This window comes from Enterovibrio nigricans DSM 22720 (assembly GCF_900167155.1).
Lineage (GTDB): Bacteria > Pseudomonadota > Gammaproteobacteria > Enterobacterales > Vibrionaceae > Enterovibrio > Enterovibrio nigricans.
This window is the reverse complement of sequence record NZ_FUXU01000220.1, coordinates 1-1445: the sequence shown is the minus strand read 5'-3', so window position 1 is coordinate 1445 and position 1445 is coordinate 1. Positions and strand designations below refer to the sequence as shown.

General features: G+C 40.5%; 2 protein-coding genes. One reads left to right on the top strand and one right to left on the bottom strand.

Annotated features, from left to right (window positions below; all coding sequences use genetic code 11):
• Positions 1–284 precede the first annotated feature (284 nt).
• Positions 285–701: a GFA family protein gene (locus B5D35_RS23755; protein WP_078754852.1), complete on the bottom strand. Its 417-nt coding sequence runs from the start codon at positions 699–701 to the stop codon at positions 285–287.
• Between the two features lie 348 nt (positions 702–1049).
• Here B5D35_RS23755 and B5D35_RS23750 point away from each other — a divergent pair, with 348 nt between their 5' ends.
• Positions 1050–1415, top strand: coding sequence for a hypothetical protein (locus B5D35_RS23750; RefSeq protein WP_078754851.1), 366 nt, complete (start codon positions 1050–1052; stop codon positions 1413–1415).
• Positions 1416–1445: the final 30 nt, after the last annotated feature.

Here is a 1445-nt window from a genome sequence, read left to right as displayed (position 1 = left end):
ACGAACGGCGCTGCGCTTGTTCGGATTTGGCCAAGTCTCTCGCCCACCCTTTGCGGCCTCGTCGACCTACGGCAATCCCTCAACATAACGCCAGATTACATAATGCGTAGTTATGGATTGTGTTTTAATATCTATAGAGACAGCCTGATTTGCACTAACATATTGTTTTTATCGGCTTTGTCGTGGTTTCTGCGTTTGTACTCCCACAGCTTTTTTGTGTGCTGTGGGAATGTATCGCGTGTACGGATTGTATCTTGCGGAGATTTAAACTGTCGAATGCCGCTTTATGGTTGCGGTCCAAAGAACGCCATGATCTCCGCGGTGATCATTTCTTTGGTTTCGTCGCGGAAGCAGTAATAACTTGGCCGTGCGTCACTGAAGTACTGCATGTCCATTTCCAAATCGGGTAAATCTGAAAACAAACCTACTGGCATGTTGTACTCGCCAGTCGCTTTCAATTTGTAGAACAAATGCGTGCCACACTCACTGCAGAATCCACGAGATGCCCAACTTGATGACTCGTACATTTTGATATTGTCTTCGCCTTCGATTTTTACCTTAGTCCCGCACTTCACCGCAAAATACGGTGCGCCGCCCCAAGTTCGGCATGACTGACAATGGCAAACGGTAAACTTTGGATTGACCTCTTCTGCGGTAATCTTTACCTGCCCACATAGGCAGCTTGTCTTTGAATGTGCCAACTTAAGTTCCTTTAATTAATGAAACGATAATGTAAGTTAACACATGACTGTATGCATATACAGTTGCATGTTCATATGGAATTCACAATTTGGAAAACAACCTTGGATGTTGTTTTTTGAAGGTTATCTGTTCAACAACCCTGACAAGACAATCACACTTCCTTATGAACATCTCTTATACATAAGAGATATAATGCTGGCCCACTCCATTCATTATGAGTATGGATGTGCAAATAAATTTCACGCAATGTACATTTTTATATGCATTCTGCATATCTGATCTCAAAACACTAGTGTTTGTAAGGATAATATTTCCTTGAAGAATCTAACAACAAATGAGAGTAATAAATGACTTGTGTAGAATGTGAAAACAAAAAAAAGAATAGTTATTACGATAACAATAGTGAAAGGACTTTCACCCTAACCTGTGACTCCTACAATACAGACGCTAGCTTCGACCTTTCAACATTTCTAAAAAACTATTTTGTGATTGTCACTAGTGGAATTCCCACTGTTGGTGGGCCTATATCTAGCATAATCAGTATTTTTTGGCCTAATAACACTGAGCATTATGAAGACCTATTCCAAGCATTCTTATGCCGTGCGAAGGAATACGTGAAAAAAGAGGTGATGGATGCCCAAGCTGCAAATATGGAGAACATCATTTTAGAAACCAAACTAAAAATGGAAAATATTGACGGCTTTGTTGCTTAAATCGATGGAACTAAATCTAGAAGCTACGAT

Bases quoted from the DNA above. Each gene is read 5' to 3' on its own strand.
- B5D35_RS23750 (WP_078754851.1), top strand. From the start codon at position 1,050: ATGACTTGTGTAGAATGTGAAAACAAAAAAAAGAATAGTTATTACGAT.